The sequence below is a fragment of the Panacibacter ginsenosidivorans genome (assembly GCF_007971225.1).
Lineage (GTDB): Bacteria > Bacteroidota > Bacteroidia > Chitinophagales > Chitinophagaceae > Panacibacter > Panacibacter ginsenosidivorans.
The window spans coordinates 3989872-4013319 of record NZ_CP042435.1 but is presented as its reverse complement, the minus strand read 5'-3'; the positions used below and the strand labels follow the sequence as shown (position 1 = coordinate 4013319).

The window sequence follows — 23448 nt, the reverse complement described above, 5'->3', positions numbered from 1 at the left end:
AAATAACAGACACATTGGTAAATGCTTAAGCTGGTATCCAAAAAAATATTTCAAACAGCTTAATGATTTAAATGCTACTTATAAAGCCAAACCCTCATCAATGAAAGTAACTGATCTATTTTTAATGGTTTTGTAATGTAATCTGAAGCGCCGGCTTCGATACATTTTTCCCTGTCACCTTTCATTGCCTTTGCAGTAACTGCAATAATCGGCAAAGAAGTGTTCTTATGTTCTCTTCTTATTTTTTGAGTTGTTTCGTATCCGTCCATTTCAGGCATCATTATATCCATCAATACAATATCAATGTGCGGATGTTCAGATAAAATCTGCATTGCTTCACGTCCGCTTTCTGCAGTAATTGTATTGATGTTAAACCTGTCGAATGCAGTTGTTAATGCAAAAAGATTGCGCACATCATCATCTACAACAAGTACATTCTTTGCAGTGAGGATGTCTTTATTAGAACGTAAGTTTTCTATGAGCTTACGTTTTTCAGGAAGCAGGTCTTTTTGATTAATGTGCAATAAGAGAACAGTTTCTTCAAGCAAAAGATCAAGAGAGCTTACATCTTTTAATAGAATCCTGTTTGCATATTGTTTTAACTGGCTTCTTTCTTTAGCAGAAAAATCTTTTGCAGAATAAACTATCACTGGCGTCATTTGCGATTTCCTGATAGAATTGATCTCTGTAAGGAACTGGAAGCCTTCAATATCAGGCAACATGAAATCAACAATTATGCATTCATACTGGTTGTTTGTTATCAGCTGCAATGCTTCTTTACCTGAACTTGCTATTTCAATCGAGATCAAATCTCCGTTATCAAGTATTCTTGCGATCTGTGAAGAATCCAGTTCATTGTCTTCAACGATGAGAAGCTTTTTTGTTTGAATGTTATTATAATTGATAATATCAGTAAACAAAATATTCAAAGCCTCTGTTTTCAATGGTTTCAGGTTAAAGCTTCGTGCGCCTCTCTGCATGGCAAGTAACCTGTTTTCTTCACCTGAAATAAGATGTACCGGGATGTGCCTGAAGTTAATATCGTTTTTAAAGAGATCTATAATCCTCCATCCGCTTGCATCAGGAAGTTTCACATCAAGTGTTATAGCGATTGGATTGAATTTGTTAGTAAGATCAAATACATCCGCAAAATTGGTAGCGACAACAACCTTAAGATCCAACTCATGTGCCTTCTCTACCATGATCTTTGCAAAGCGGATATCATCTTCAATTACAAGTATTACTTTGTCAGAATGAACAATATTATTGCGGTCATCACCTGTATCATTAATGATCTCATTTAGTGCATCAAGATCCTTTGGTTCTGCAAATTTTATTGTTGGCACTGATTGTAAAGAAATATCATCATTTGTTTCTGAAAGCTTGTACTCACTGATGGTAAGTGTACTTTGTTTTTCTTTTTTTACAGCTGCAGGGTTATAGTTAATAGGAAGGAATAAAGTGAATGTACTTCCATGCCCCATTTCGCTTTCTAATTCAATTGAACCACCAAGCAAATCTGCCAGGCCTCTACTAATGGAAAGACCTAAACCGGTTCCTCCATATTTGCGGCTTGTTGATCCTTCTGCCTGTTGGAATGCTTCGAAAATGATGTTTTGTTTATCTCTTGAAATTCCGATACCTGTATCCCTGATCTCAAAGGCAACTACACGGACTGCATTATCCAGGCCAGGGTGACTTTGTTTCCAGTTGTGATTCGCTTCATATATCTTGAATTTAACCTCACCTTTTTCTGTAAACTTGAATGCGTTTGAAAGAAGATTCTTCAGTATCTGGTTCAAACGTTGTGCATCTGTTTCAAGACTCGCAGGAAGTTTATCATCCGTTTCAATGGTAAATCGAAGATTCTTGTTTTCTGAAATGTGCTTAAAGGTTGTTTCTACGAATGCGGTTATTTCATTAAAGCGCAGATTAATAAAGTCTGTTGAGATATAACCTGATTCGATCTTGGAAAGATCGAGAATATCATTAATCAATTGGATAAGATCATCACCGCAACTATGAATTGTTTTAGCATAACGAATTTGTTTCTCTGAAAGGTTACCTTCATAGTTCTCATATAATTGTTGTGCAAGTATCAGAAGTGAGTTCAAAGGCGTACGCAATTCATGAGACATGTTGGCGAGAAATTCAGATTTGTATTTAGAGGTAAGCTGCAACTGTTCAGCTTTCTCTTCCAAAGATTTTCTTGCTTCTTCTACTTCTTTATTTTTTGCTTCCACTTCTTCTTTTTGTTTTACAAGAAGGTGTGCTTTATCCTGCAACTCTTCATTTGTTCTTCTTAATTCGTCTGCGAGCGATTGTGATTGTTCAAGAAGATCTTCTGTTCTTGAGTTTGCTTCAATAGTATTAAGCACGATACCGATACTTTCTGTAAGCTGACTTAGAAAGTCAAGGTGTGTTTGACTAAAAGTATCAAAGGATGCAAGCTCAATAACCGCCTTAATTTCCGTCTCAAATAACACAGGCAACACTATGAGGTTTACAGGTGATGCCTTACCCAAACCGGAGTTTATTTTAATATAATTCTTTGGAACATTTGTCAATAAAATTCTTTCCTTATCAAGTGCACATTGACCAACTAATCCTTCCCCCAAAGCAAATTCCTTTGATGCCTCCACTTCTTCACCAAAAGCATAAGCAGCGAATAATTTTAATTTAGGTATTTGTTGTGCTTCATTTTGTTCTAATATATAGAACATACCTTTTTGGGCATTAACAACACGGGCAAGTTCTGAAAGAATACGTCTTGTAACAGTATTGAGATCTTTCTGACCCTGCAACATTTGCGTAAACTGTGCAAGATTAGATTTCAACCAATCCTGTTCCTGATTACGTAGTGTTGTTTGCTTAAGGTTAGCAATCATCTGGTTGATGGTATCTTTCAATTCTTCAACTTCTCCCTTTGCTTCCACACGAATCATTTGAGTAAGATCACCTTTCGTTACAGCAGATGCAACTTCAGAAATTGCACGCACCTGTGTAGTAAGATTTTCTGCTAACTGGTTAACGTTTTCTGTTAGGTTTTTCCAGATGCCAGATGCGCCAGGCACACTTGCTTGTCCTCCCAGTCTTCCTTCTACCCCCACTTCGCGTGCAACAGTGGTAACCTGGTCTGCAAACACAGCCAACGTATCAATCATCTCATTGATCGTATCTGTTAACTGAGCAACTTCTCCTTGCGATACTATCGATAATTTTTGCTTAAGATTTCCGGTTGCCACAGCAGTCACAACTTTTGCAATACCTCGTACCTGGTTGGTAAGGTTTGATGCCATCATATTTACAGAATCTGTCAAATCTTTCCATGTTCCTGCAACACCCTGTACTTCGGATTGACCTCCCAATTTACCTTCAGTGCCAACTTCTCTCGCAACACGTGTTACTTCATATGCAAAAGAGTTGAGCTGGTCAACCATAGTGTTGATCGTGTTTTTCAAATCAAAGATTTCTCCTTTAACATCTATCGTAACTTTTTTTGAAAGGTCACCTGACGCAACAGCTTTCGTTACTTCTGCAATATTTCTTACCTGTGATGTAAGATTACCTGTCATTTGATTCACAGAATCTGTAAGGTCTTTCCATGTTCCGGCAACTCCTGGCACAAATGCTTGTCCTCCAAGTTTACCATCTGTACCTACTTCACGTGCCACACGCGTTACTTCAGATGCAAATGCACGAAGCTGATCCACCATCGTGTTTAGCGTTTCCTTCAATTGTAAAATTTCTCCGCGTACATCCACCGTAATTTTTCTTGACATGTCTCCGTTTGCAACTGCAATTGCAACGTCTGCAATGTTTCTCACCTGTGCCGTAAGATTACCAGCCATCTGGTTAACAGAGTCCGTAAGATCCTTCCATGTTCCCGCAACGCCCGGCACATTTGCCTGACCGCCCAACTTGCCTTCCGTACCAACTTCTCTTGCAACACGTGTTACTTCTGATGCGAATGCACGAAGCTGCTCCACCATGGTGTTGATAGTGTTCTTCAATTCAAGAATTTCACCTTTTACATCCACTTCAATTTTACGTGATAAGTCACCGTTGGCAACGGCTGTGGTTACCTCTGCAATGTTTCTTACCTGCGAAGTAAGATTAGAAGCCATTTTATTTACAGAATCCGTAAGGTCTTTCCATAAACCTTCTACACCGGGCACATCGGCCTGTCCGCCAAGCTTACCTTCACTACCTACTTCTCGTGCTACCCTGAATACTTCCGAACCAAATGAATTCAACTGATCCACCATTGTGTTGATAGTATTCTTCAATTCAAGAATTTCTCCTTTTACATCCACCGTAATTTTTCTTGAAAGATCTCCTTTTGCAACAGCAGTGGTTACTTCTGCAATATTTCTTACCTGTGCAGTAAGATTTGATCCCATCTGGTTTACAGATTCTGTTAAGTCTTTCCATGTACCACCAACACCCTGCACTTTTGCCTGACCTCCTAACTTACCTTCTGTACCTACTTCGAGCGCAACTCGTGTTACTTCAGATGCAAAAGAGTTTAACTGGTCAACCATTGTGTTGATGGTTTTCTTTAACTCTAAAATTTCACCTGCAACATCCACCGTAATTTTTTTAGAAAGGTCTCCGTTGGCAACGGCTGTTGTTACCTCTGCAATGTTTCTAACCTGTGCTGTTAAGTTTGATGCCATCTGGTTCACAGAATCAGTAAGGTCTTTCCATGTACCACCAACACCCTGTACTTTAGCTTGTCCACCAAGTTTTCCTTCAGTACCAACTTCAAGTGCCACACGTGTTACTTCAGATGCAAAAGAGTTTAACTGGTCAACCATTGTATTAATGGTAATTTTTAATTCAAGGATTTCTCCTTCTACGTCTACCGTGATTTTTTTTGACAGGTCACCATTTGCAACAGCGGTCGTTACCTCTGCAATATTTCTTACCTGTGCCGTAAGATTCGATCCCATCTGGTTTACAGATTCTGTAAGATCTTTCCAAACACCGCCAACTCCTTTTACTGTTGCCTGTCCGCCAAGTTTTCCTTCAGAACCTACTTCTCTTGCAACACGAGTTACCTCAACAGAAAATGAATTTAACTGATCCACCATTGTATTAATGGTGTTCTTCAATTCAAGAATTTCTCCTTTTACATCCACTGTAATTTTTCTTGATAAGTCACCCCGCGCAACGGCAGTAGTTACTTCTGCGATATTTCTTACCTGACCTGTAAGGTTAGATGCCATTTGGTTTACAGAATCTGTTAAGTCTTTCCATGTACCTGCAACACCCTTTACTTCAGCTTGTCCACCAAGCTTTCCATCCGTACCAACTTCTCTTGCCACACGGGTAACTTCTGATGAGAAAGAATTCAACTGATCCACCATGGTATTGATGGTATTCTTTAATTCAAGAATTTCTCCCTGTACATCTACAGTGATCTTCTTTGAAAGATCTCCTTTTGCAACGGCGGTAGTTACTTCTGCGATATTTCTTACCTGCGCAGTAAGATTACCCGCCATTTGGTTTACAGAGTCTGTAAGATCTTTCCATACACCAGCTACACCTTTTACTTTAGCTTGTCCTCCTAAAATTCCCTCCGAACCAACTTCTCTTGCCACACGGGTAACTTCCATGGAAAACAAATTCAATTGTTTTACCATGTCGTTTACTTCTGTTGCAATACGACCAAACTCTCCTTCAAGCATATGGTCGCCGATCTGCAAAGGCATTTCCTGTGAAAGATTGCCTTTTGCCACAGAACTTATTACATGCGCTATTTCAATTGTTGGATGTACAAGATCAGAGATGAGTGTATTAATAGATTCAACAGCAGAATTCCATGAGCCGCGTGCTGATTTTGGAAGCTCTACGCGATGGTTAAGTTTTCCTTTATTTCCGATTGTATTTCTTGCAAGGTTTAGCTCTTCAACAAGTGTTGCGTTTAATACAATTATATCATTCAATGTGTCGCATATTTTGCCGCTAATGCCAACCTCATCGATTGGCATTCTAACATTAAAGTTGCCATTCTTTACTTCTGAAAGTATCCTTAGTAGAGATTTTACATCCAGCTCATTATCATCTTTCAATTGGGCATCCGCCGCCTTAGCGGATGTGTTTGCTTTTTTACCACTGCCATTTTTATTTTTAACGGGAACATCAATAGTTGCGGTTTCAGTGTTTTCCAAATTTGGCTGTAGTTGTCTTTTGTGTGTCTTCATAAAATGAATATTGTGGTTCAAACCTACGAAAAGAGAAATAAATAACTGAGTCCCGGGTATGGATAAAATAATTATGATACCAGCTTTAGTGCCTGATTGATCCCGGTTGCGTCGCAACCCTTGCATCTACCTGATTATGAATTAAACTTTTTGCTAAACCATGCGCCCAAAATATAAACAGATGAAGTGATTGCTCACGTATTTGTTATTTTACTTTTGTGTTCGCGAATTTCCTTCGTCGATTTGCGACGCAAGGGACGATGCTATAAAGTACTTTCGCTGGTATTTTAAATAATACTCAAATCTTCGTTTATTCCCGGAATAATAAAATGTTAGTGGGTTATTGAATAATAATTTTTGTAAATACTCTACTTTGCATACTAAATTTCGAAAAAAGTGAATGCCCCTTCAAAAATATTAATCGGAGAAGATGACATAGATGACCAGGAAATACTCTCTGATATAATTAAAGATCTTAACAAACCCGTTGAGTTGCATTTTGCAGATACCGGAATGAAACTTATACATACGCTCAGTGAAATGGCTGGCGCTAATCTGCCATGTTTGATACTGCTTGATTATAATATGCCCGAATTAACGGGAGAAGAAATCTTAAAGAGGATTAATTCGAACAGGCATTTTGCAAATATACCTAAAGTTGTATGGAGCACTTCCGGTGCTGTTAATTATAAAGAACGTTGTATTAATGCCGGTGCTTTAGATTATCTCGTAAAACCTACTACTATCCAGTCTTTGAAAGATATGCTGATATATATACTTTCCATTTGTAGTTTATGATGCTGTCCTTTATACTTGTATTATCTCTGCAAGATTTTTAAGTGAGATTGGTTTTTCCCAAACTTTTACTTTATCAAGCGATGAAATATTTTTTGTTTCAGGCTTATACGCGCTAACCAAATGAATTCGCAACCCAGGATTTTTATTCAGAATGGTATCCACAAATGTCCATCCTGAACCATCCGGAAGATTGTTGTCAAGAAATAAAATTTCAGGGGAAAAAATTTCCAGTAAAGGCAAGCCATCTTTCAAAGTGTGAGCCATTTGTGTTTCGCAGTTCCTTGAAGAATAAAAATCTTTTATCAGCATACAATAGTCTTCCTCATCATCAATTATCAGGATTTTCATTTTTATGGCATTTATTATGTTGAATGCTAAAGGTAATAATTTGTACATTCATGATTGATTACAACGTTTAATTTCAATTTTATAATCTGCTTTTTTGTTAAGATTTAAAGTCGATTCCTGTTTTTACACAACGTTAACCAAACCGAAATATCTAAACATGCGTTTGAGTTTATTGAATGAGGTTTTACAGGTTTTACCGGATCTATATTTTATTTATGATGTTAATGAAAAAAAAGTATTGTGGTGCAACAGGTATACCCAACAGCAACTTGAAAATCTCGACATTCCTGGTAATGAAGATTTTTTGTTGTCTGTCTTAAAAGAAGATACCCGTTCTTTTGAAAATGAGTGGAAACAAAGTGTTGAGCTAATGCCTGATCAAACTCATACATTTTTATATTTTAAAAAAGATTCTGATTTGTTCAAGGTTATTGACGCAACTAAAATCTACATTGAAGACAATCATAAGACGGGCCTGTTAGTATGCTGTAAGCAGTCATTTCAAAACCTTTTGCAGCAGCAAATAGGGATTTTAAAAGAATCATTGACAACAAGTGAGAAAAAACTAGAAGCTTTGAAAAATATGCAGAACGATTTCATTGCTCATGCTTCGCATGATCTTCAATCACCATTAAGAAAATTAAATCTCTATCTCGAGAAATTTATTTCAACCCAAGGAACAGGTGGAACAACCAACAAGATGTATGTTGAAAGAATAAAATCCCTTTCCACATTAATGACTTCATTAATAAACAACTTTGTTATTATTTCTTATATAAACGATCAACCGGCATCTTTCGAAAATTGTGATTTGAATAAAATTTTAAAAAATGTATTAGCAGACATTAAAATGACTGTAAAGGATGGAACTTTTATTGTTGAGAATTCATTGCCGGTAATAAAAGGAGAAAGTTTTTTATTAAAAAATCTTTTTACTCAACTGCTCTATAATAGCGTAATTTTTAAAAAAGAAGATACTCCTTTAAAGGTAACAATAAATGCATCTTCTCTTTCAGATCATGAAAAGCAAAAATTACAATTAGATGTAAATTGTTCTTTTTGTTCTATTACAATCACCGATAATGGATTAGGATTTGATAATGAAGACAGTGTTGAAATATTTACCCTCTTTTACAAATTACAGGGAAACAGCATTCATAAAGGTTTTGGAATGGGACTCGCAACCAGCCGGTTGATTATGAAAAGACACAGAGGGCTAATTTTTGCAAAAGGGGAAAAAAATTTCGGCGCTCAATTTACCTTAATTTTACCGGTAACATAACAACCATTATCCTCATGCAGTCTGACAATTTAATAAGAGTACTTATTGTTGATGATGATGAAGATGATTTCCTTATTCTGAAGGAAACACTTCAGGATATTCCTACTAATTCATTCGAAATTGACTGGAGCCGCGATTATAACGAATCATTGCAAAAAATAAAATCAGGCATTTACGATATTTATCTTGTAGACTACAGACTTGGGCAACATACAGGTTTGACGCTTTTAAAGGAAGCAATCAGTGCAGGATGTGAAGAGCCCATCATTATGTTAACCGGAAGAGGCAATAAAGAAATAGATGTGCAGGCTATGCAACTTGGCGCTACTGATTATCTGATCAAAGCGGAACTCAATTCAGAGAAATTAGAAAGATGTATCCGCTATTCGTTTGAAAGAACAAACAATACCAAGTCTCTCAAAGAAAGCGAAAAGAAGTACAGATACCTGTTTGAAGGCGCGAAGGATGTTGTCTTTATTGCTGATGACCAATTAAAATTTATTGAAGTAAACCCTGCAGCCGGGGAATTGTTTGGATTGAAAACAAATTCCGGATCTTATAAGTCTTTATATGATTTTATTGCTGATGAAAATACTGCTGCCAGCATAAGAAGACAACTGGAGCAAAGAAACCATTTACAGGATCTTGAGGTAAGAATCTATAATAAAAATGGTGAAAACAGGTATTGCCAGCTCTCTTTATTTATCGAAGGCCCTGAACCACACAAAAATCTTGTTTATGGTATAATGCATGATGTAACAAATCTTAAAATTGCAACCAACTCAAAAATTCAGATTGAGAAATTTGCAGCAAATGAAAGATTGATACGCATTATCGCTCATGAGATCAGAAACCCACTCACTAATATTCACCTTTCTGCTGAACACCTGAAATTACATTATTCAAACCTCGAACTGGAGCCGTATTTGGGTATAATTGAAAGAAACGGAGTTCGCATTAATGAACTTATTTCCGAATTATTAAACTTCAGTAAACCTATTGAGCTCGTTGCTGAAAGAATATCATTACAGGAAATTCTGGAGCAATGTCTTGCAGACAATTCAGATCGTCTGCAGTTAAAAGGAATAGAACTTTTCACGGATTATTCAACTGAACCGTTTGAGATTATAGGAGATAAGCAAAAGCTAATTATTGCTATTTCAAACATTGTTATCAATGCTATTGAAGCCATAGAAAATGCAAGCGGTAAGTTGTCGTTAAAAATTGAGCAAAGCAGCGATCATTTTTTATTACATATAATTGATAACGGCAAGGGCATTCCCGAAGAATATTTGTCAAAGATCACAGAACCATTCTTTACTCTTAAGAAAAAGGGAACCGGGATTGGACTATCAGCAGCTCTTACTATCCTGAAATCTCACAAAGCACAAGTGGAAATTCATAGCAAAGTTGGTGTGGGGACAAACTTCATCGTTTGCTTTGAAAAAGCATGTGCAACTTCACAGACGAAAACTAAAGATGAAATATTAGTATCTCAAAAAGACACATTTTAGTCATTTTATAAAGCTTCCTTTTCGAATCGATCATCAAAAGGCTGTGACTGGTATAATTTATGTGGAAGGACATTACACCTTCGAATTATCTATGAATGACACAACATTAAGTCCATTGGACGTTCACATAATAATATTGCGACAACAAATAGAACTTGAAGAGTCTAATTACCGTTACGCAATAGAACTTAAAAAAGATATTGATACACTAAATATTTTACGGCGATACATAATTGAGCAAAAGATACTACTCTATAAATTGATCAGGCAATCAGTGGAATAAAAAGCCATCTGTACTATCAATAATCCTTTTATAAAAGCATACCACCTGATCGAAATCCGCAAGATCTATTATATTTCTGCAAAAACCATTCATACTGAAATATCATGAGTTGATCAAAGAGGCTCAAGTTTGCCTACATATATCACATTGCTCAATAGTGCTCAAACAGATGCAGTGAGTGATACAACAGGCGATGCCACATGCACTAATGCTTGTTAACAAAAATTCTTATTTCTTCTCTACCGGATACACTTCGCTCAACAAATTACTGTTACTGATAAACGCGATCTTCTTACTGTCAGGAGCCCAGCAAGGGGTATTCATTGTTCCCTGCCCGCCATACAAATAAGCTATAACCTTTGGTGTGCCTCCGTCTGCGGGCATAAGGCGTATATAAACATGTTTGTAAAAAGGATGATCTGAAGGGCTAACATCCTGCCCGAAAGAAATAAATACGATCCACTTTCCATCGGGTGACGGATGTGCAAACCAGTTATTCAGTGCATCATTGGTAAGTTGCTCCACATTACTGCCATCGGGCTTCATGCGGTAGATCTGCATTAAACCATTGCGCACAGAATTGAAGTAAATATATTTTCCGTCGCGTGAGTATTCGCAACCATCATCAAGACCTTTTGAGTTGGTAAGATTCACTTCCTCACCACCTGTCGACGGCACTTTATAAATATCATAATCCCCATTGCGCTGACCAACAAACACCAAATATTTTCCGTCTGCGCTCCAGCCATGCAAATAAGAAGGACCTGTTGGGGTTATTTGTTTTGGTTCTCCACCACTGAGCGGTAGTGTATAAACTTTCGAGGCATTATCTTCTTTGTTGTTACTGCTTATACCAAGCATTTTACCATCGAAAGAAATTACGTGGTCATTATTATTTCCTGTTATGCTTCCGGTATTCAATACAGAAGGCGTAAGTGTTTTGAGATCGAATTTATAGATCAGACCATCGCTGTTATAGATCAAATGGTTTCCATCGGGCATATAATTCGGCGCCTGTATGGAACGTGGCGATTGAAAGATAATTTTACTGGTTGCAGATGCCACATCCATTATTTCCAATTGACTTCCCAGGTATTGCCTGTAGGGAACCAATGTTGATGGTGCAGGAATGGTGATGCGTACATTATGAAACACGGCAGTTTCAGCAACAGCATTGTTATGCGAGCAAACAAATAGGCCAACATACACATCATTACCAAGATCAAGATCGAGAGAATCAATGGTAAACAGGTCTCCATTTTTTGCCACACTCATGTAATAGCGGTTGCCTTTGCGTTCCAGCCTTACCACATCTGCGTGTGTTATGGTTGATTTTTGTTCTTCCGTTATTGCACCCGCTGTTCTTCTGAACTGCAATGATGTTAATCCATCCCCATGCACAACAGCATTTACATGAGGGGAAGAAGTATCTAAAGACCGTCTCACCATCCATCCCCATTTGCGATGCTCTTCCACACCTTTGCCAACAAAGGCTGCATTAGTGGTAAGCATAAAATCGCCACTCATTTTCTTATACAGGAATTGAAATTCATCATGCGTTGCCCAAATGTTTGTACCGGAACCTGTAATGATATATTCCTGTGATTGCGCATCGTATTTGCACATTCCCTTTTTAGCATTACCCACTTCTGTTTGCGCATCAAAAATGCCAAGGGAGGATTTCTGCGCCATTAAGCGTACAGCAGGGATACAAACAACCAGGAGAATGATGAATATTTTTTTCATGATAGCAATTTTTTCTGTCAGAATAAAAAAGAAGTACTAAATATAGAACAGCATTCGATTTGTTTGCTATTATTTTTTTGAGCCCAGCTTTAGATCATCAGTTAAGCATCGTTGCGTCGCGCTCTTGTACTGTTGAATAGGATTGGTCATAGCGAAGACAATAGCCCGGCCTTGTGTGTGAGATTGTCTGTGGCTATCTTTTTAAAACCTGTAGCGTCCCTTAATTGAAAAGATTGCCACACCCCGATAGCTATGCACAAGGCTATACACCGGGCTCGCAATGACGATAAACGAACAGAACGTACAAGAGTGCGACGCAACCGGCGATGCCCAAAGTGCAAACGCCGGGTACATAAAATCTTTTATAGCATAGGTTACTACTTGCAAATAAAAATAAATCTGTTTATCTTTCTGTAATTACAATCACTTAAAACAAACTCCCGTATGAAAAAGGTATCTTTTATTGCTACCGCTCTTTGCGTGCTGGCAGCTTGTAATTCCGGCGAACCAAAATCTGGAGACACAGCAACTACCAATGATAGTGCTGCGACTACAACAACTGCTGCGCCGCTTACTTATGCATATACACCAACCTATTCAGGCGATTTTGAACAAGGCGATCCTAAATATGCGCAAACAATTCTTGATCTCTGGAAAGACTTTGATAACAATACTTTCGATAATCATAAAGATGCGTTTGCAGATTCCGTGTATATAGATTTCAGCGGAGGCGATCATTTCGCCGGCACGAGAGATTCATTGATATCAAACATGAAAGCATACAGAACTGCTCTGGGTACTTCGACAAGTGAAGTAATTGCCTGGACAACAATAAAACCAAAAGGAAAAGATGAAACATGGGTTATTGTTTGGGGCAAAGAAGTGGATGAAAAGAATGGAAAGAAAGACTCAGTAAACCTTAATGAAAACTGGATGTTTAACAAAGATGGAAAGATCAGTTTTATGACACAATACACTCAGAAATATGCAGCAAAAAAATAATTGCTGATTAACCCACCAAAACAAAAGCCTTCGTGATGAAGGCTTTTGTTTTTAAGAAAACCATATTGAGTAATATTGTATTACAGCTTTGAGTTGCTTTCATTCATTTAAAAATAAGGTAATAAGCCTTTCAAAACAAGTGTGTTGATCTTTTCACTCCCCTTTTAGGGGTTGGGGGCTTTACTTCTTCTCTCCATCACCTCTCTCCATGTTGTGAGAATGATATGCTGATTTTCCAATGCCTTTTTAAATTTTGGATCTTCCATTACCAATAAGTCCCCCTTCCGCACCGGACCGGAGTCTGAGATATGCTGAAACACTTCTGTTGGTGCAGTGCAATGCATAATAACCATGGTTAACCCGGGTTTCAATTGTTTAAGCATATCTATGTATTTAGCAGTCTTCCATGCCTGCAATTTTTTGTCGTCATTCTTTACTTCATCAGGTACAGGCCAGCTATAAGTTTCATTGTATAAGTCGTCCAGTACCGGTAACCCTGAAGTCCAGAGTGTTTTGCCAACACTTCGAATCTGGTTCATATACGCATCCGGGAATTTCATTTGTGCTTCTATCAAGGTTGCATGACCGGCAGGCATCATTACAGGAATATGATTTTCTATACCAAGCTTTACATACACCTGCATAAAACCCACTGATCCAAATAAAGTACCCATGTGGCTATCAAGATGTGTGGGTGTAAAGCCCATTGTTTTTGCACGCTCAAGCTGCGCTTTTATTTCTGCGTATACTTCATCGGGTGTTGCATGCTTAACAACATCTTCAACAGAGGGCCACATATCGCCTTCATTGTCTACAAGCCCCGGTACGGCAGGCTTTCCCATCAATGGCCCCCAGCGGTATTCTTTCCATTCCGATGTTAATGTAAGATGCAAACCTGCATCTGTTGTTGGATGTTCTTTCCAGTAATGAATGTAAGCAGGTACCCATGGGCAAGGCATCATAACACTGCAGGAAGTTGCAACGCCTTTTGTCATGGCATCTATTGCACCAAGATTTGAGTCATAACTCATGCCCACATCATCCACATGCAGTATCACCACTTTTGCGCCTTTTGGATAGCCGAGCTTTTCTGCATAAGAAGTATCCAGAGTTTGTGCATGCAGGTAACTGCTCCAAAAAAATAAACTGAGCAATAAAAGTTGTTTCATATAGCGTTTATCTTGAATGAAAAATATTCAATACACAATAATAAATGTTCAATATACAAAAGAAAGTACAAGAGTGCGACGCAAGAGGCGATGCTATTTGTACCACAGCAGGGCTCATAAATCTTACTAACATCAACCGTTTGCAAACCGAAGTAAAGCAAATTGATTGAAATTCATTTAAGCGTAACAGAAACATTTTTGTAATTTCCTCTGTCAAACGATACTTGCTATGAATAAAAACAAACTGCTTCTTTGGTCTGTTGTTGCTGCACTTGCAGGATTTATTTTTGGATTTGACACGGTGGTAATTTCAGGTGCCAACCAACCAATAAAAGATCTCTGGCATACCACGCCGTTGTTTCATGGATTTTTTATTATGTCCATGGCGTTATGGGGAACGGTGATCGGCGCTATATTTGGTGGTTTACCAACAGAAAAATTCGGCCGCAAAAAAGTACTGCTGTGGATTGGTATTTTATTTAGTGTATCTGCCATTGGTTCTGCGCTTTCTCCGGATCCGTATATATTTTCCTTCTTTCGTTTTATTGGTGGTTTGGGTATTGGTGTATCATCTGTTGCAGCGCCAACATATATCTCGGAAATATCTACGGCAAAGACGAGAGGGAGATTGGTGGGCATGTATCAATTCAATATCGTGTTTGGAATTTTTGTTGCTTACTTCTCTAATTATTTATTAAAGGGTGTTGGCGGAGTGAACGACTGGCGCTGGATGCTGGGCGTTATGGCAATTCCTTCCCTGATCTATACACTGCTTGTGTTTAGTGTGCCTGAAAGTCCAAGATGGCTGATCTCTGTAAAAAATAATTTAGTACGTGCAAGAGAAATTTTGGTGTTGATAGGTTCAGATAATCCGGATGCAGACATCAATGATATTATTGCTGCAAACAACACTATAAAAAGCGGAAGCAATAACCAGCAGTTACTAAATAGGAAATACAGAACAGTAATGTGGCTTGCATTTTTTGTTGCATTCTTTAATCAATGGAGCGGCATTAATTTTATTCTGTACTACGCGCCGGAGATATTGCAAAGTGCAGGTATCGCGGCAAAAGATTCATTGGCAAGTTCAATTGCGCTTGGCGGCACGAATCTCGTCTTTACGTTTGTGGGCTTGTATCTTATCGATCGCATTGGCAGAAAACAATTACTCATCATCGGTTCGCTTGGATATATTTTGAGTCTTGCTTCAGTTGCCATATGTTTTAAATTCGGCGCAGGCAATATTGCGTTGCTTGTATCTTTAATGCTGTTCATTGCATCGCATGCCATTGGACAGGGTGCAGTTATCTGGGTTTTTATTTCAGAAATATTTCCCAACAATGTACGTGCACTGGGGCAATCGTTTGGTGCCAGTGTACATTGGGTCTTTGCAGCCATCATTACATTAATTACACCATACTTTCTTGATAAAAACAGCGGCGTGTTTGGAGATAATCCCTGGCCCATCTTTGCCTTCTTTGCATTTATGATGGTAATGCAATTGGTATGGGTGCTTACTAAAGTGCCCGAAACAAGAGGTGTTTCGCTGGAAGACCTTGAGAAAAGACTGATACATGAATAAATTTTTGTGAACCCATCATATATAACATACATGAAGCTTTTGTTGCGTCGCACTCTTAAGCGTTTGGTTCTTTTATGAGCTATAATTTTATGAACGTGCAATTATTTATGCATCACTTCCAGTATGTCCTCAAAGTATTCCTTTTTTGCTCTTTCTCCGGCTGTAAGGGAGTCTTCACGTATAGGAGACAATTCCTTTATATCAAGCACCATATTATAAAATCTCTCATCATCATATAATTTGTAAATACTATCCTGCACATAACGAACAGGAATTTTATTTGACGGAGATATTAGCGGCTGAAAATGGTTAAACACATAATCGCGGGATGAAGTGTTGCCACCTGTAAGAACAGGGTAAAAAGATTTTCCATCCATTATACCAAATGCCCCCGGAACAGGCACTCCGGTTATATCTGAAAGTGTGGGTAAAAAATCTGTAAGGTCAACAAGCTGACTGGTAACACCACCCGCATTTATATGACCAGGCCATGTAACAATAAGTGGCACGTGTGTGCCAAAAGTGGTGGTTGCTCCTTTATCTCCTGCAACTGGTTGCCCGTTGAAAGTGCTTATTACTCCTTTAGTTGTACCATTATCGCCCAGAAAGATAAATACCGTGTTATTTTCTAAACCAAGGCTGCGTAAGCTATCACGCAAAATGCCAAGATGTTTATCCATATACTTAACCATGCCCGGAAGAAAACGCTTACTGCTTTTGGTATAATCCCAGGTGGCATATTGGGGATCATCCGGGGTAGGTGAAAATTGTACATGACAAAGCGGTGTGGAATAATATAAAAGGAAAGGGGATTGCTTGTTTGTTCTTATAAAATTCAATGCATAGTCTGTAAAAAGATCCACAGAATATTTATCTTTTGTTGCTTCGGGTGGAAGGAAAGCTCCCCTCTGGTATATAGGTGCGCTTTTATAGCGGGTACCACCTGCATCTTCGGGTTTTAAATAATATGGAAGCCACACACTGTAATTGTCGAAACCAAATGTGCGTATGGATGTATCGCCACCATCCAGTTGCCATTTTCCTACATAACAGGTTTTATAACCACCTTTCTTAAACATATTACCCATCGTCCGGTTGGTTCTGTTAAGCACGCCCCATTTTGTGTAATTCCTGAAATTATATTTTCCTGTAAGGAGCATTACCCTTGAAGGTGAACAGAGTGCAGATGCATAACATTGTGTAAACCGTATGCCATCTCTGGCAAGCTGGTCAATGTTTGGAGTAGTGTAAGATGAGCCTCCATCGATAGTTGGAATTTCGTATCCTATATCATCTCCAAGCACAATAACAATATTAGGTGGGCCGTCAAGCCTTACCGTATTATTTTCTGTTGCAGAAGTAATAAAAGGTTTATTATTTGACTCTATTTTTCGGCAGCTTTGAAAAATAAGAAACAACAGACCCAAAAAACAAAGTTGTGTACAAAGTCTTTTAAATAGAAGAAGGTTGAATAACATAGAGGGTGTTGTTTAGGATTAAACAATATCAGGCACGGATGTTTTGCACTGCATCAAAATAAAAAAAATATTGTAAATAAAAAAGTACCAGGCAATTAAAATATTTTTTAATACCGGCAGCACATATTAAAGCAGATGACTGAGGGATAAATCACGATCTAAAAAGCCGAAATATTTGTTTCAGTACAAGTGTGCGACGCAACAGCAGATGCCATAAAAAATACAGCCAGGCTCATAAAATTTACAATACTAAATGAAGATTTGTAAAATGGAAAAGCCTTACAGTACATTAATACTTATGCATACTTATTCGTTTGAATGTTCTGCGAACAAGCATATTTTGCAGGAAGTTGGGCGTTAATTTACTTACCCCATAAATACACCTGTTCCAAAAACCCGGTATAATAGCAGCCTTGCCTTTTAGCATTTTACTGATGGCTTCTTTTGCAAGATCTTCAGGACTAAGAATCGAACGTTTTGCAATTCCTCTGAGACTTTGATTGCTGGCAATGGTATTTTCATTACTGTCTATACCACCAGGGCATACCACACTTACAGAAATACCAGAGCTCTCCAGTTCCATACGCAGCGCCATACTGAAAGAATAAATAAAAGATTTGGTAGCTGCATACACTACTTTTTCAGGCAATGAAAAAAAGCCACCCATACTGCCCATATTCATTATATAAGCCGGTGCATTTTCTTTCAGATCGTCAATAAACAAACGTGTTAAAAGGCAGGTGCTAAGTATGTTAAGGTTGATCTGCTTCTGATAAAATTCTATAGAAAGCTTTTCAAAAGCACCCTTGGAGCCAACACCAACGTTATTGAGCAGGACATTGACTGGATAATTTTTTTCCTTAACCCAATTATATACATCTGCCGCTGCTGTGTTTAGTGAAAGATCTGTACCAAAACTATAACAGGTTACTTTGTACCGCTCGCAGATCATTTTTTCCATTGCTACGAGATCTTCTCCGGGAAGTGCAACGAGCAAAATATTCATACCTCTGGATGCACATTCAAGTGCCAGCGCTTTACCTATTCCCGAACTGGCACCTGTAATTAATGTGTACATAAAATTTTATTTTATGAGCCTGGCTTTTGAATTGCTGTTATGCAGTCGTTGCGTCGCACTCTTGTACGTTCTGTAATTTATCTCAACAAAAATTATTCTTGCTTTTTTAATTCAAACTTTAGCCAATCAACAGTTTGTTGTAGCCCTTCTTCAAGCGATCTGTAAGTATAGCCTAATTCCCGCTGTGCTTTTTCACAACTTAAAGACCAGTCGTATAAATATTTTCTTATCCATTTAGGTGTAAGCAATGGTGGTTTGCCCGTAATTTTTGTCAGGCCCATCATACCATAACCTGCAAGCACCATTACCCACACCGGAAGCGGAAGTAAAAAGTTTTTTTTACCATTCACTTTTGCCAGTGTATTGAAAAAGGTTGTGTAAGAAACATTTTCACCAGAGAGTATATAACGCTCTCCCGCCCTGCCTTTTTGCATGGCTAATACATGTCCATTTACCACATCATCAATATGCACATAACTACCTGTACGTTTTCCGTCGCCGGGCAGTATTCGCCATTTACCCTGCATATATAAATGCACCATTCTAGTTAAAGCATTGCTTTCGCTGTCCACGCCGGGACCATATATCCTTGGTGGGTTTACCATTACGATACGCATACCAAACCTGCGGCTGTAATCACGGCACATTTCTTCTGATTGCGTCTTTGTTTCTTCATATTCATTCAGCATCTCACCAATTCTTGGATCATCTTCTTTCACGGGTCGTTCACCTGAAGGTCCTAACACACCTGCTGTTGAAGTAACCACTATATCATTGATGGCAAGCTCTCTTGCTGCTTCTAATACATGCCTTGTGCCTTCTACATTTAATGTATGGTAAGTAGATGGATCTTTTGCCCAAACCCTTGCATAAGCAGCAAGATGGTAAACCTGTTCACAGCCTTGCATAGCATTTTTAACAGATGCAGGATCTGTAATATCTCCTTTGAATAATTGAATATTATCATGGTTAAGCAGGGTAGATTTTTGTGCAGACCGGTTGAGTGCATGAATAATGTGCCCTTCCCCTGCCAGGCGTTTTGCAAGATTATTTCCTATATACCCCGTGGCTCCTGTAACAAATATTTTCATTAACATTTTTATTCTAAAGCAAATAAAAGTAAAATAAAATTCAGGATGGTATTTTTTTGGTGGTGTAAGTATGGGTTCAATTTCAGGCTTATTTTTATTGAATAACAATGCGCTTTGCATACAGCGTTTTATAGTTGCGGTATAAACAATAAGCTATGAATTTTTAATTATAAATTTAACACCGGTTGAGTGTCTGGTAAATTTCAATATAATTCTTGACAAGCCGTGAATATTGACAACAAATCGAATAAAACATGAATGAATCCTGGATTGACAGATGGAATGAAAGATACAGTAAAGATGAGTTTGCTTATGGCGAACAACCCAACGATTATTTAAAGGAGCAATTAGGAAAGTTAACTCCAGGGTCTATACTTTTCCCGGCAGAGGGTGAAGGACGTAATGCAGTTTATGCAGCTAAACTTGGTTGGAAAGTTTCAGCATTTGACATAAGTGCTGAAGGGCAAAAGAAAGCTTTCCGGCTTGCGGAAGCTAATAAAGTAACTATCGATTATCAGGTTGGTGATTTACAGACTTTGAATTATAATCCGGAACAATTTGATGCAATTGCATTGATTTATGCACACTTTCCGGCAGACATTAAATCATTATACCACAAAACACTTGACAAATATTTACGCAAGAACGGTGTAGTTATTTTTGAAGCGTTTAGTAAAAGACATATTGAATTCATTTCTAAAAATGAAAAAGTTGGCGGGCCAAAAGAAATAGCCATGTTATTTTCAATGGAAGAATTAAGATCAGATTTCGTGAATTATGATATTATAGAATTAGCAGAAAAAGAAATTGAATTGCGTGAAGGTCAGTTTCATAACGGAACAGGGTCTGTAATACGGTTTCTTGGCAGAAAAAATAAATGAACAAAAAGTACAAGTGTGCGACGCAACAGGTAATGCTATGAAAAACACATGCCGGGTTCATAACCTGCTTTCATTTAAAAAAGAGCTTCTACATTTGCAGCATGAAACAATTTCTTACTGATCTGTTTGCTGATCAATCTTACGATGAAACAAATTTTTTTCTAATCGCAGGCCCTTGCGTAGTTGAAAGTGAAGAACTGATAATGGAAGTGGCAGATAAAGTATCCGGCATTTGTAAAAGGCTGGGAATTCCTTATGTATTTAAAGCAAGCTACCGGAAAGCAAACAGAACAAGTGCCAATTCATTCACGGGTATTGGTGATGAAACAGCTTTGCAACTGGTGAAAAAGGTTGGCTCAACCTATAAACTACCTACCACCAGTGATATACATGCACATGATGAAGCGGCGCCTGCTGCCAAATACGTTGATATACTGCAGATACCGGCTTTTCTTTGCAGGCAAACAGACCTGCTTATTGCTGCCGCCGAAACAGGTAAAGTGGTAAATGTAAAAAAAGGACAATTCCTGAGTGGGCCGTCAATGAAATTTGCCGTGGATAAAATTGCGAAAGCGGGTAATGATAAAATAATTTTAACGGAGAGAGGCACTACGTTTGGCTACCAGGACCTGGTAGTTGATTACCGCAATATTCCATGGATGCATGAACATGGAACACCTGTTGTAATGGACTGCACCCATAGCTTACAGCAGCCCAACCAAACAAGCGGTGTTACCGGTGGCAATCCTCAATTGATAAGCACTATTGCCAAAGCTGCTATTGCTACAGGCGCTGATGGATTATTTATAGAAACACATCCCAACCCTGCGGTTGCAAAAAGTGATGGCGCTAATATGCTTAAACTTGAACTGCTGGAAGACCTGCTGGAAAAACTGGTGAAGTTGAGAAAGGCGGTGTTGTAAAACATGTAAGGTTTTTGAAGCCTCCTATGTTTAATAATTTAATTATTGCTCCATACATGAGGCTCTGCTTCGGTATTGGCATATCCTGCAGAAGTTTCTTCGTTTACAATCTCACTGGGCAGTAAACCAAATTCTTTTCTGAAACTGCCGGCGAAATGCCCCAGGTTGGAATAGCCTACCATAATGCCCACTTCTTTGACAGCATACTTCCCTTCCAGCAGAAGAGAACGTGCACGAATCATGCGATTCTTTTGATAATATTCGTATATCGGTAATCCATACATAGATTTAAAGTCGCGCTTTAATTTAGTAGGGCTCATAGCTGCTATTTTTGAAAGCGCTGAAATGGTGGGAGGCGCACCTGAATAATCTTTAACCAATAAAGATTCTACTTTAATAAGCCTGTTTATTTCATCGTCTTTTAGCTTGATGAACTTGTTATTGTTTTCCAGCTTACCCATAAAACCGGTAACCAGTTTTTCGATCATCAGCATTACCCGGTTACTGATATATTTTATACGCAAAGGGTGATCAATTTTTTCCCTGATTAATTCATCCATTAATACACGATAATCTGTACCTATTAATTCAGGATTTCTGTTCTTGAGGAGCATGGAGAAATAATTGCTTAAGAATTTATCTGCCATCTCCCTGCCTATAAAATTGTTCAGCAGGTCGCTGCCCAGAATGATGCGTACAGAGCGTATTCTGATACCCTTTGGTATAAAAAACTTTGCATCCATCAATGAGCTGGTAAGTAAAACTGCATGTTTGCGAATGTTGTAAACATGTTGCTCATTTGCTTCAGGAGGTGTATTGCTCTCCTCTCCTTTGGTAAAAGATTCGTTGAACTGCAGTATAAAATAATGCTGGCTTGCAGTAGCCTGGCGATGAAAAAAAAGATTGTCGTATAAAATAGTGTCGCTTACAATTATTGAAACGCCTTCCGGAAGATTGTAAGGAATAACAAACCCTTCACCGATATTTTTGGGCAATCTTATAACATCACCCTCAACCTGAAGGCCAAAGGAACGCACCAGCATTTGTGCCAGGCTCTTGTAATCATTATTATTATAGTTTACTTCAATCACGCTACAATTTATTTATGTATGGCCCCTGCAATATCTGATGGGAACTGTTCAAATGTTTTATAAAAAGCTTTATTAAAACTGCTTACGCTGGAAAAACCCAAAGTACCTGCTGTATCTCTGATAGAATACTTCCTCGATAAAAGCATAGCTTTTGCTTTATTCATCCGGTGGCGCTGGTAATACTGGTTTACAGGATAACCAAATACTTCTTTAAATAAAACTTTTAGCTTGGAAGGGCTCATCGCTGCAACCCTTGCAAGCTGTGCAATTGCAGGGGGCGGTTGTGAAAAATCTTTTAGCAATTCACTTTCCACTTCCTTAACTCTTTTTAATTCAATTGATGATATGCGCAGGTTTGAATTCTCGTTTTCAATACTTTTAAAAAGCTTGGTAAAAAAACGTTCTATTATAAAAGATACACGGTTTTGTAAAATAACCTGTTCAAAATTCTTGCCAGCTGGTAAACTCATCATTTCACTCATTAGCCGTTTATATTCGGCGTCAAGAATTTCATAAACAACAAGGGGAGATTTCAGTGTAATGTAATTATTAAGTATCTGGCCTGCATCTTCCTGTTCAAAGTATTCATCAAGCCATTTTTTACTCATGATTATTTTTATCTGCCGGAGATGCGTATTGGCAGAAAGTGTATATGTCCACTCCTGGCTTGTCTTCGCAAAGAAGAGGGAAGATTTGGTAGTGCCATTTATTTCTTTAGCTTCATCAATTCTTATAACAAAGAATTCTTTGGCAGACTTTTTACGTATAAAGTCTATACCCTCGTAAGAAATAAAATCCAGCAACATAACCTGCGGCCCGTTTGGCAGGTTAAAAAGTTTTATAGCACCGTTGCCCTTATCAGGTGTGAATTGAACAAAATTATCTGTAACCTTCAGCTTTAGACATTTTGCAAAATACCTCAGCAAGTCTTCATAGCTGGTAAGATTATACTCGAATTTTATCACTGTGCCTG

16 protein-coding genes are annotated in these 23448 nt (G+C 38.2%); 7 read left to right on the top strand and 9 right to left on the bottom strand.

Translation table 11 applies throughout. The features are described 5' to 3' along the window. Positions 1 to 74 precede the first annotated feature (74 nt). A complete protein-coding gene (locus tag FRZ67_RS16815; protein WP_147191374.1) occupies positions 75 to 6209 on the bottom strand; it encodes a HAMP domain-containing protein in 6135 nt (2044 codons plus the stop codon). 396 nt (positions 6210 to 6605) lie between these two features. On the opposite strand from FRZ67_RS16815, the gene FRZ67_RS16810 reads away from it, so the two are divergent. Next, positions 6606 to 7007: a response regulator gene (locus tag FRZ67_RS16810; RefSeq protein ID WP_158638391.1), complete on the top strand. Its 402-nt coding sequence runs from the start codon at positions 6606 to 6608 to the stop codon at positions 7005 to 7007. Positions 7008 to 7016: 9 nt separating this feature from the next. Here the strand turns inward: FRZ67_RS16810 and FRZ67_RS16805 are convergent, their stop codons facing one another. Further along, entirely contained in the window at positions 7017 to 7355 is a 339-nt protein-coding gene (locus tag FRZ67_RS16805) for a response regulator (protein ID WP_158638390.1), read from the bottom strand. Positions 7356 to 7512: 157 nt separating this feature from the next. Here FRZ67_RS16805 and FRZ67_RS16800 point away from each other — a divergent pair, with 157 nt between their 5' ends. Further along, positions 7513 to 8637, top strand: coding sequence for a sensor histidine kinase (locus tag FRZ67_RS16800; protein WP_147191368.1), 1125 nt, complete (start codon positions 7513 to 7515; stop codon positions 8635 to 8637). 14 nt (positions 8638 to 8651) lie between these two features. Next, positions 8652 to 10151: a hybrid sensor histidine kinase/response regulator gene (locus FRZ67_RS16795; RefSeq protein ID WP_147191365.1), complete on the top strand. Its 1500-nt coding sequence runs from the start codon at positions 8652 to 8654 to the stop codon at positions 10149 to 10151. 511 nt (positions 10152 to 10662) lie between these two features. On the opposite strand, the gene FRZ67_RS16790 is transcribed toward FRZ67_RS16795, so the two are convergent. Then, complete coding sequence (locus FRZ67_RS16790) at positions 10663 to 12180, bottom strand: TolB family protein (RefSeq protein ID WP_147191363.1); 1518 nt, start codon at positions 12178 to 12180, stop codon at positions 10663 to 10665. 444 nt (positions 12181 to 12624) lie between these two features. On the opposite strand from FRZ67_RS16790, the gene FRZ67_RS16785 reads away from it, so the two are divergent. Next, the gene (locus tag FRZ67_RS16785) at positions 12625 to 13182 is read left to right on the top strand and encodes a hypothetical protein (RefSeq protein ID WP_147191361.1); all 558 of its coding nucleotides are present in this window, start codon (positions 12625 to 12627) and stop codon (positions 13180 to 13182) included. Positions 13183 to 13346: 164 nt separating this feature from the next. Here the strand turns inward: FRZ67_RS16785 and FRZ67_RS16780 are convergent, their stop codons facing one another. Further along, on the bottom strand, positions 13347 to 14351 hold the full coding sequence (locus FRZ67_RS16780) for a polysaccharide deacetylase family protein (RefSeq protein ID WP_147191359.1): 1005 nt from the start codon (positions 14349 to 14351) through the stop codon (positions 13347 to 13349). Positions 14352 to 14580: 229 nt separating this feature from the next. Between FRZ67_RS16780 and FRZ67_RS16775 the strand changes: the two genes are divergently transcribed. Beyond that, positions 14581 to 15933 carry a sugar porter family MFS transporter gene (locus FRZ67_RS16775; RefSeq protein ID WP_147191357.1) on the top strand — a complete coding sequence of 451 codons (1353 nt, stop codon included), beginning with the start codon at positions 14581 to 14583 and terminating at the stop codon, positions 15931 to 15933. Between the two features lie 101 nt (positions 15934 to 16034). Here FRZ67_RS16775 and FRZ67_RS16770 read toward each other — a convergent pair whose 3' ends face one another. From FRZ67_RS16770 to FRZ67_RS16760, 3 genes are all read right to left on the bottom strand, one after another. Further along, positions 16035 to 17411, bottom strand: a complete 1377-nt coding sequence (locus FRZ67_RS16770; RefSeq protein ID WP_147191355.1) for a sulfatase-like hydrolase/transferase — start codon at positions 17409 to 17411, stop codon at positions 16035 to 16037. Between the two features lie 289 nt (positions 17412 to 17700). After that, entirely contained in the window at positions 17701 to 18489 is a 789-nt protein-coding gene (locus FRZ67_RS16765) for an SDR family NAD(P)-dependent oxidoreductase (RefSeq protein WP_147191352.1), read from the bottom strand. 92 nt (positions 18490 to 18581) lie between these two features. Beyond that, positions 18582 to 19700 (bottom strand): SDR family oxidoreductase, encoded by a 1119-nt coding sequence (locus tag FRZ67_RS16760; RefSeq protein WP_147191350.1) that lies wholly within the window; start codon positions 19698 to 19700, stop codon positions 18582 to 18584. Between the two features lie 134 nt (positions 19701 to 19834). Here FRZ67_RS16760 and FRZ67_RS16755 point away from each other — a divergent pair, with 134 nt between their 5' ends. Next, a complete protein-coding gene (locus FRZ67_RS16755; RefSeq protein WP_147191348.1) occupies positions 19835 to 20461 on the top strand; it encodes a class I SAM-dependent methyltransferase in 627 nt (208 codons plus the stop codon). A 101-nt stretch (positions 20462 to 20562) separates the two neighbouring features. Beyond that, positions 20563 to 21384: a 3-deoxy-8-phosphooctulonate synthase gene (gene kdsA / locus FRZ67_RS16750; protein WP_147191345.1), complete on the top strand. Its 822-nt coding sequence runs from the start codon at positions 20563 to 20565 to the stop codon at positions 21382 to 21384. A 38-nt stretch (positions 21385 to 21422) separates the two neighbouring features. On the opposite strand, the gene FRZ67_RS16745 is transcribed toward kdsA, so the two are convergent. Next, the gene (locus tag FRZ67_RS16745; RefSeq protein ID WP_147191342.1) at positions 21423 to 22475 is read right to left on the bottom strand and encodes a helix-turn-helix transcriptional regulator; all 1053 of its coding nucleotides are present in this window, start codon (positions 22473 to 22475) and stop codon (positions 21423 to 21425) included. 8 nt (positions 22476 to 22483) lie between these two features. After that, positions 22484 to 23440 (bottom strand): helix-turn-helix transcriptional regulator, encoded by a 957-nt coding sequence (locus FRZ67_RS16740; RefSeq protein ID WP_147191339.1) that lies wholly within the window; start codon positions 23438 to 23440, stop codon positions 22484 to 22486. Positions 23441 to 23448: the final 8 nt, after the last annotated feature.

Coding starts and splice junctions, on each gene's coding strand:
- FRZ67_RS16755 (WP_147191348.1), top strand. CDS start 19,835: ATGAATGAATCCTGGATTGACAGATGGAATGAAAGATACAGTAAAGAT.
- FRZ67_RS16760 (WP_147191350.1), bottom strand. CDS start 19,700: ATGCAAAGCGCATTGTTATTCAATAAAAATAAGCCTGAAATTGAACCC.
- FRZ67_RS16775 (WP_147191357.1), top strand. CDS start 14,581: ATGAATAAAAACAAACTGCTTCTTTGGTCTGTTGTTGCTGCACTTGCA.
- FRZ67_RS16815 (WP_147191374.1), bottom strand. CDS start 6,209: ATGAAGACACACAAAAGACAACTACAGCCAAATTTGGAAAACACTGAA.
- FRZ67_RS16770 (WP_147191355.1), bottom strand. CDS start 17,411: ATGTTATTCAACCTTCTTCTATTTAAAAGACTTTGTACACAACTTTGT.
- FRZ67_RS16785 (WP_147191361.1), top strand. CDS start 12,625: ATGAAAAAGGTATCTTTTATTGCTACCGCTCTTTGCGTGCTGGCAGCT.
- FRZ67_RS16795 (WP_147191365.1), top strand. CDS start 8,652: ATGCAGTCTGACAATTTAATAAGAGTACTTATTGTTGATGATGATGAA.
- kdsA (WP_147191345.1), top strand. CDS start 20,563: ATGAAACAATTTCTTACTGATCTGTTTGCTGATCAATCTTACGATGAA.
- FRZ67_RS16780 (WP_147191359.1), bottom strand. CDS start 14,351: ATGAAACAACTTTTATTGCTCAGTTTATTTTTTTGGAGCAGTTACCTG.
- FRZ67_RS16765 (WP_147191352.1), bottom strand. CDS start 18,489: ATGTACACATTAATTACAGGTGCCAGTTCGGGAATAGGTAAAGCGCTG.
- FRZ67_RS16800 (WP_147191368.1), top strand. CDS start 7,513: ATGCGTTTGAGTTTATTGAATGAGGTTTTACAGGTTTTACCGGATCTA.
- FRZ67_RS16805 (WP_158638390.1), bottom strand. CDS start 7,355: ATGAAAATCCTGATAATTGATGATGAGGAAGACTATTGTATGCTGATA.
- FRZ67_RS16790 (WP_147191363.1), bottom strand. CDS start 12,180: ATGAAAAAAATATTCATCATTCTCCTGGTTGTTTGTATCCCTGCTGTA.